This is a genomic window from Klebsiella sp. 2019SCSN059 (assembly GCF_021739525.1).
Taxonomy (GTDB): domain Bacteria; phylum Pseudomonadota; class Gammaproteobacteria; order Enterobacterales; family Enterobacteriaceae; genus Klebsiella; species Klebsiella quasipneumoniae.
In genome coordinates this window covers 1-7,360 of sequence record NZ_JAKKOM010000065.1, presented here as the reverse complement: position 1 = coordinate 7,360, position 7,360 = coordinate 1, and the positions used below count along the sequence as shown (strand labels likewise).

Annotated in this window: 6 protein-coding genes and 3 pseudogenes; 4 read left to right on the top strand and 5 right to left on the bottom strand. The window is 48.9% G+C overall.

What is annotated here, in order from left to right; all coding sequences use genetic code 11:
* Nucleotides 1-72 precede the first annotated feature (72 nt).
* Nucleotides 73-1,053, top strand: coding sequence for an IS5-like element IS5 family transposase (locus L2I46_RS28285; protein ID WP_042934497.1), 981 nt, complete (start codon nucleotides 73-75; stop codon nucleotides 1,051-1,053).
* A gap of 146 nt (nucleotides 1,054-1,199) precedes the next feature.
* Nucleotides 1,200-1,823, top strand: a pseudogene (gene aqpZ / locus L2I46_RS28280) (aquaporin Z); the annotation flags it as partial.
* 209 nt (nucleotides 1,824-2,032) lie between these two features.
* Here the strand turns inward: aqpZ and L2I46_RS28275 are convergent.
* Entirely contained in the window at nucleotides 2,033-2,746 is a 714-nt protein-coding gene (locus L2I46_RS28275) for a tyrosine-type recombinase/integrase (RefSeq protein ID WP_071600436.1), read from the bottom strand.
* Between the two features lie 58 nt (nucleotides 2,747-2,804).
* A complete protein-coding gene (locus L2I46_RS28270; protein WP_017901372.1) occupies nucleotides 2,805-3,908 on the bottom strand; it encodes a porin OmpC in 1,104 nt (367 codons plus the stop codon).
* A 223-nt stretch (nucleotides 3,909-4,131) separates the two neighbouring features.
* Here L2I46_RS28270 and L2I46_RS28265 point away from each other — a divergent pair.
* A pseudogene (locus L2I46_RS28265) lies at nucleotides 4,132-4,221 on the top strand (DinI-like family protein); the annotation flags it as partial.
* Between the two features lie 15 nt (nucleotides 4,222-4,236).
* Here L2I46_RS28265 and L2I46_RS28260 read toward each other — a convergent pair.
* From L2I46_RS28260 to L2I46_RS28250, 3 genes and pseudogenes are all read right to left on the bottom strand, one after another.
* Nucleotides 4,237-4,422 (bottom strand): hypothetical protein, encoded by a 186-nt coding sequence (locus tag L2I46_RS28260; RefSeq protein ID WP_017901373.1) that lies wholly within the window; start codon nucleotides 4,420-4,422, stop codon nucleotides 4,237-4,239.
* A gap of 88 nt (nucleotides 4,423-4,510) precedes the next feature.
* A pseudogene (locus tag L2I46_RS28255) lies at nucleotides 4,511-4,847 on the bottom strand (glycoside hydrolase family protein); the annotation flags it as partial.
* A gap of 99 nt (nucleotides 4,848-4,946) precedes the next feature.
* Nucleotides 4,947-5,978, bottom strand: coding sequence for an IS630-like element ISEc33 family transposase (locus L2I46_RS28250; protein ID WP_001752311.1), 1,032 nt, complete (start codon nucleotides 5,976-5,978; stop codon nucleotides 4,947-4,949).
* 250 nt (nucleotides 5,979-6,228) lie between these two features.
* Between L2I46_RS28250 and L2I46_RS28245 the strand changes: the two genes are divergently transcribed.
* Nucleotides 6,229-7,209, top strand: coding sequence for an IS5-like element IS5 family transposase (locus tag L2I46_RS28245; RefSeq protein WP_042934497.1), 981 nt, complete (start codon nucleotides 6,229-6,231; stop codon nucleotides 7,207-7,209).
* The last annotated feature ends 151 nt before the right edge of the window (nucleotides 7,210-7,360 follow it).

Sequence of the window (7,360 nt, the reverse complement as noted above, 5' to 3'; positions counted from 1 at the left end):
CTAAGGAAGGTGCGAACAAGTCCCTGATATGAGATCATGTTTGTCATCTGGAGCCATGGAACAGGGTTCATCATGAGTCATCAACTTACCTTCGCCGACAGTGAATTCAGCAGTAAGCGCCGTCAGACCAGAAAAGAGATTTTCTTGTCCCGTATGGAGCAGATTCTGCCATGGCAAAACATGGTGGAAGTCATCGAGCCGTTTTACCCCAAGGCTGGTAATGGCCGGCGACCTTATCCGCTGGAAACCATGCTACGCATTCACTGCATGCAGCATTGGTACAACCTGAGCGATGGCGCGATGGAAGATGCTCTGTACGAAATCGCCTCCATGCGTCGGTTTGCCCGGTTATCCCTGGATAGCGCCTTGCCTGACCGCACCACCATCATGAATTTCCGCCACCTGCTGGAGCAGCATCAACTGGCCCGCCAATTGTTCAAGACCATCAATCGCTGGCTGGCCGAAGCAGGCGTCATGATGACTCAAGGCACCTTGGTCGATGCCACCATCATTGAGGCACCCAGCTCGACCAAGAACAAAGAGCAGCAACGCGATCCGGAGATGCATCAGACCAAGAAAGGCAATCAGTGGCACTTTGGCATGAAGGCCCACATTGGTGTCGATGCCAAGAGTGGCCTGACCCACAGCCTAGTCACCACCGCGGCCAACGAGCATGACCTCAATCAGCTGGGTAATCTGCTGCATGGAGAGGAGCAATTTGTCTCAGCCGATGCCGGCTACCAAGGGGCGCCACAGCGCGAGGAGCTGGCCGAGGTGGATGTGGACTGGCTGATCGCCGAGCGCCCCGGCAAGGTAAGAACCTTGAAACAGCATCCACGCAAGAACAAAACGGCCATCAACATCGAATACATGAAAGCCAGCATCCGGGCCAAGGTGGAGCACCCATTTCGCATCATCAAGCGACAGTTCGGCTTCGTGAAAGCCAGATACAAGGGGTTGCTGAAAAACGATAACCAACTGGCGATGTTATTCACGCTGGCCAACCTGTTTCGGGCGGACCAAATGATACGTCAGTGGGAGAGATCTCACTAAAAACTGGGGATAACGCCTTAAATGGCGAAGAAACGGTCTAAATAGGCTGATTCAAGGCATTTACGGGAGAAAAAATCGGCTCAAACATGAAGAAATGAAATGACTGAGTCAGCCGAGAAGAATTTCCCCGCTTATTCGCACCTTCCCTTGCGGCAGCATTCCCGGGATTAGGAATTGGTTTTGCTGGGGTGGCGCTGGCCTTCGGTTTAACGGTATTAACCATGGCATATGCCGTCGGTCATATTTCCGGCGGACATTTTAACCCGGCAGTGACTTTAGGTTTATGGGCTGGAGGTCGTTTCCCGGCCAAAGACGTAATTGGTTATATTATCGCCCAAGTCGTCGGCGGTATTATCGCCGCCGCTATTCTGTATGTTGTCGCCAGCGGTAAAGCGGGCTTCGACGCCACCGCTAGCGGGTTCGCTTCGAACGGTTATGGCGAACACTCTCCGGGCGGCTTCTCAATGCTTTCCGCCATTGTGATAGAGATTGTCCTGACATGTGGCTTCCTGCTGGTTATTCACGGTTCCACGGATAAAAGCGCTCCTGCCGGCTTCGCCCCTATCGCCATTGGACTGGCACTGACGCTTATTCACCTGATCAGCATTCCGGTCACCAACACGTCGGTAAACCCGGCGCGTAGCACTGCGGTAGCGATTTTTCAGGGCGGTTGGGCATTGCAACAATTATGGTTATTCTGGGTCATGCCAATCATTGGTGGGATACTGGGCGGTTTAATTTATCGCACTTTGCTCAGCAGTGATAAATGAATAATTAAAAACTCTATACGACTGCAGATCATTCCATATTCACGCCAGCCATCGAAAAAATCTTCAGTCCTCCCCACTCTGCAGGCCTTGCATACAACTGTATGGGTGGGGAGTGGGGGGTTAAACCGTACAATTATCCAGCCTCGTATAGTTGATCGAGTGTGTCGCAATTTCGAGCACCTCAACATGATCCAAAGCATCGCTTTTTATCACATATCCCTCTCCAAGGACATAATTAAGCATTTAACTTTCAAATATATTTCAAGCCACTTATTCCTTTTAAACCCCATTAACTTCATTACTATTGATGGCTCAACTCCCAAGATCAGCATATTCATTGCAAATGCGTGTTTAATTGCATCCGGCGTGACTTCTACTGGAAAAATCACGCCATCCAATCTGGCATGTTTAATAGCATTATCTATCCATGATGTCGCAATGAAATTGTCCACATCCCATATCCTCCTAGGTTTGGTGGAATCGCCGCAAGTATTACCCGCTATTTTCAAAGTAGCAATCAATAACTTAACTTGAGCTATATAATATGGGGAAAGTAAAGGAATTTTCCGGCGGGGAGACAATCTATTATCGTTATCTAACGACAATGATTCAGTTTCAGAACTTAATACTTTAACATATGGGCGAGGAGATTTAAAAACAAAAGACTTCCGTTCTAAATGAATCACTTCAGTTAATGAAGCACCAGTATTCCATAAAGTAGAAACAAAAGTTCGTACACTCAACTCAGGCGAATAATGCAAAACAATGTTAATCTCTGTGGGTAAAATATATGGAGGAAAACCCAATTCAAGGGCCTGTTTACGAAACCCCTCCCCCAGATACAACCCCTTCGGATTAAAAGCCCCTGAAGTAAGGAAAATACTTTCAAGTTCTTTTTTATTTAATGGCTTATTATCCATCATATCTTATCCATCATATCGACACAAACACCGGCCACCAAGGCCGGTGTTTGGTAAATAATTAAAACTGATATACTAAACCAAGTGCGACAATGTCATCAGTAGAGATGCCAGCAGCACTGGTGAAACGATTGTCATCCACCAAATTGATTTTATAATCAACATAAGCAGACATGTTTTTGTTGAAGTAGTAGGTCGCGGCTACATCAACATATTTCAGCAGATCCTGATCGCCGAAACCTTCGATGTCTTTACCTTTGGACTGCAGGTATGCCACGGACGGACGCAGACCGAAGTCGAACTGGTACTGTGCAACCACTTCAAAGTTTTGTGCTTTATTAGCATAACCACTGACGGAATCACCACTGAAACGAGTCGCATTATAAGTTTGGGTATACTCCGCAGCCAAGTAAATATTGTTCGCGTCATATTTCAAGCCACCAGTGTAAGTTTCTGCGTATTTACCTCGACCAACCAGACCTGCAGCATTCTGGTCATCAGTTCGTTTAGAATGAGAGTATGCAAAACCTGCGCTGATGCCTTCCCAAATATCATAAGTGATCGCTGTTCCGAAGCCATCACCGTTCTGTTTGTTCCAGCCGCGACCATTGTTAGTCTGGCCTTCACCACTTACACTACCGTTTTTACCCTGGTACTGCAGCGCAAAGTTCAGGCCGTCAACCAGACCGAAGAAGTCAGAGTTACGATAGGTTGCAACACCATTAGCACGCTGCTGCATGAAGTTGTCAGAGCCATAAGTGTCACCGCCAAACTCTGGCAGAACGTCAGTCCAGGAAGTTACGTCGTAGACAACGCCGTAGTTACGACCGTAGTCGAAAGAGCCCACGTCGCCGAATTTCAGACCAGCAAATGCCAGACGAGTCCAGGACTGCTTGTCAGAACCTTCAACGTTGTTCGCCTGAACGTTGTATTCCCACTGACCGTAGCCAGTCAGTTGGTCATTAATCTGGGTTTCGCCCTTCACGCCGATACGCATGTAGGTCTGATCGCCATCGACGCTCTTGTCATCAGAAAAGTAATGCAAGCCATCAATTTTACCGTACAGGTCTAATTTGTTGCCATCTTTGTTATAAATTTCAGCCGCATTTGCTGCACCTGCTACCAGCAGAGCCGGTACCAAGAGGGATAGTACTTTAACTTTCATGGTTGAACCCTCGTTTTATATTTGCCACTGCGTATCGGGCTGTCATTGTATAATTATCTATACACAAAAAAATCCAGCCTTCTCATGCTGTAAGCTAGTTAAAAGTTCCCTGTGAATACACCTACATTTTGTAACATATTGTAAAAGGAATGCATAACACGTCATCTCGTGTCTCATAACCAAAACACATAGCAATAGGAATGGACATGCCCTGAGGGGCTATACAGATGCCAGTAAGCATGAAAAAGAACAAATTGGCAGAGTTATCCTGGAGATGTTCGAAGAGGCTGATATGTGGATGTCTGGAGAATAAAATTAGCGATACCAATCATGCATTTGATGCCTTCAGCTCTGCAATGATGTTTTGCAATTGCTCCATTTTGCCAGCTAAATATTTCACCGCGCTGATCGCATCCATCAGCAGCGGATTGGTATCGAGTTGCAAGCGATCATCGTCCACTCTCTCGCCGTTGAGCATAACCACAGCGCTGATAATGGCGGTCACGCGGCTCATGACATGATTATTCCAACAGCCAGAAACCACGGCCACGCATCATTACCATCTAAGGCAAGAAACGCAGCAATGACGAAGCAAATCAGATTCATTTCACACCATCCAGACAGAGCTGCTTTTCCGCTGCGCGACGAGTCACCAGGCCGGGAAGGATTTTTCCTCCGTCGTATACCCCAGCGTGGGAACTGGTTGCAGGCACTAGTTATCTTTCCCTGTCGCAGGTAATTAAACAGAGTTGATTTCTGCATACTGGCGCAACCAGCGTTAAACGTGATCGACGTTACAGCAGAAAATGTATTGTCGCTTAGTTGTCGTCCATTGCCGTAGGTATTGACGCAGCGCTCAGCCGCAAGGATGTTTCGCTCCCGGTCTGCGGCTATCTGCTAATCAGTTTTGCACACACCGCCTTTAACGTCATGCGTGTTAAGGCACAGCCCTGATGTAGGTAGTGATTATGCTAATAGTAACGGACATAAAAAAGCCTGAATCGCCACGGATAATCTAAATAGCTGCGCCTAATACCGCTACACTTTTGCCTGACCATGTTTTCCTCCGGGGAATGGGCTGGCGGTTTCCATAAAATGGCGGACCTTTTTCAGTAACTGCCACATTGAGCGGCACTGATGATTACGGGTTATCGTGTCATGAAGTGCCTGCCATAGCTGTTCCACATGATTCACCCACGGCGAGTAAACCGGCTGGTAAATTACCCTGAACTTGGGATTTGCTTTCAACCAGCGCTGTGTTTCGCGGCTTTTATGGATAATGTAGTTATCAACGATCAGCGTGATTGTTTTCGCCCGCCGATAAGTGGCTTTCAGGTGCTTCAGCAGAGCGATAAACAGCGCTGAACTTTTGCTGTTGCCGCCCACGTAGCTGACTTTACCCGTGCCACTGTGCAGTGCGCCGGCCAGATAGTATTTTTCGTTCTGCCCCGGCGTCACTACCCGTTTCTGCTGTCCGCGCAACTGCCAGTCCGCACCGATTTTAGGATTAAGGTGGATATCCACTTCATCTTCATAAAATACCGGATGCTCTGCGCTGCATTCATCCAGCGCTTTGTGGATTACCGCCATCTTTTCATCTTTATGTGGGTCACGGATACGCAGAGTTGGCGCGGCCCTGCGCCATACAAGCCCCGCAGATGGCAACCAGCGGCGAACGGTTCCTGCATGTAACTGGCAACCGGTTATCTCATTGATTTTTATTGCCAGTAATTCGGTGCTCCAGCGTGAACGTTGATAACCAAAATCGCCGGGAGAATGCTTTATCAGCTCACGTAACAGGGTGCAGATATGTTCAAAAGGCCAGCGTCGGGAGCGCCCTGCGGGTAAGGATTTCAGGCCTTCAATACCTGAGTGCGTAAACCAGTTAATCCAGCGACCAACGGATGAACGGGCACAACAGAGAGTTCTGGCAACATCGCTGACCCGTTCACCCCGATGAAGCATCAGCATGGCCGTGAGTCTGCGGGCATGATTTTTATCACGCGTTTTATGAATAGCTTTCTGCATCAGGCGTCGTTCGCCACGGGGTATTGGTACTATGATCGGCATCGCTCAGTCCGGTTGGTGATTTTGGTTGGTTTGGCGATTGATCAGATCGCACAATCCGGGCTGAGTTCCCTTTCAGTGATCTACTATTCCGCGCAGCTATTTAGACACTTCCGAGCCGTTGATAATACTGGTTTTCATATTCTGTCGGTGACATATGATCGCTAGAACCATGCCGACGCTTAGGAAGGTGCGAACAAGTCCCTGATATGAGATCATGTTTGTCATCTGGAGCCATGGAACAGGGTTCATCATGAGTCATCAACTTACCTTCGCCGACAGTGAATTCAGCAGTAAGCGCCGTCAGACCAGAAAAGAGATTTTCTTGTCCCGTATGGAGCAGATTCTGCCATGGCAAAACATGGTGGAAGTCATCGAGCCGTTTTACCCCAAGGCTGGTAATGGCCGGCGACCTTATCCGCTGGAAACCATGCTACGCATTCACTGCATGCAGCATTGGTACAACCTGAGCGATGGCGCGATGGAAGATGCTCTGTACGAAATCGCCTCCATGCGTCGGTTTGCCCGGTTATCCCTGGATAGCGCCTTGCCTGACCGCACCACCATCATGAATTTCCGCCACCTGCTGGAGCAGCATCAACTGGCCCGCCAATTGTTCAAGACCATCAATCGCTGGCTGGCCGAAGCAGGCGTCATGATGACTCAAGGCACCTTGGTCGATGCCACCATCATTGAGGCACCCAGCTCGACCAAGAACAAAGAGCAGCAACGCGATCCGGAGATGCATCAGACCAAGAAAGGCAATCAGTGGCACTTTGGCATGAAGGCCCACATTGGTGTCGATGCCAAGAGTGGCCTGACCCACAGCCTAGTCACCACCGCGGCCAACGAGCATGACCTCAATCAGCTGGGTAATCTGCTGCATGGAGAGGAGCAATTTGTCTCAGCCGATGCCGGCTACCAAGGGGCGCCACAGCGCGAGGAGCTGGCCGAGGTGGATGTGGACTGGCTGATCGCCGAGCGCCCCGGCAAGGTAAGAACCTTGAAACAGCATCCACGCAAGAACAAAACGGCCATCAACATCGAATACATGAAAGCCAGCATCCGGGCCAAGGTGGAGCACCCATTTCGCATCATCAAGCGACAGTTCGGCTTCGTGAAAGCCAGATACAAGGGGTTGCTGAAAAACGATAACCAACTGGCGATGTTATTCACGCTGGCCAACCTGTTTCGGGCGGACCAAATGATACGTCAGTGGGAGAGATCTCACTAAAAACTGGGGATAACGCCTTAAATGGCGAAGAAACGGTCTAAATAGGCTGATTCAAGGCATTTACGGGAGAAAAAATCGGCTCAAACATGAAGAAATGAAATGACTGAGTCAGCCGAGAAGAATTTCCCCGCTTATTCGCACCTTCCCTAAA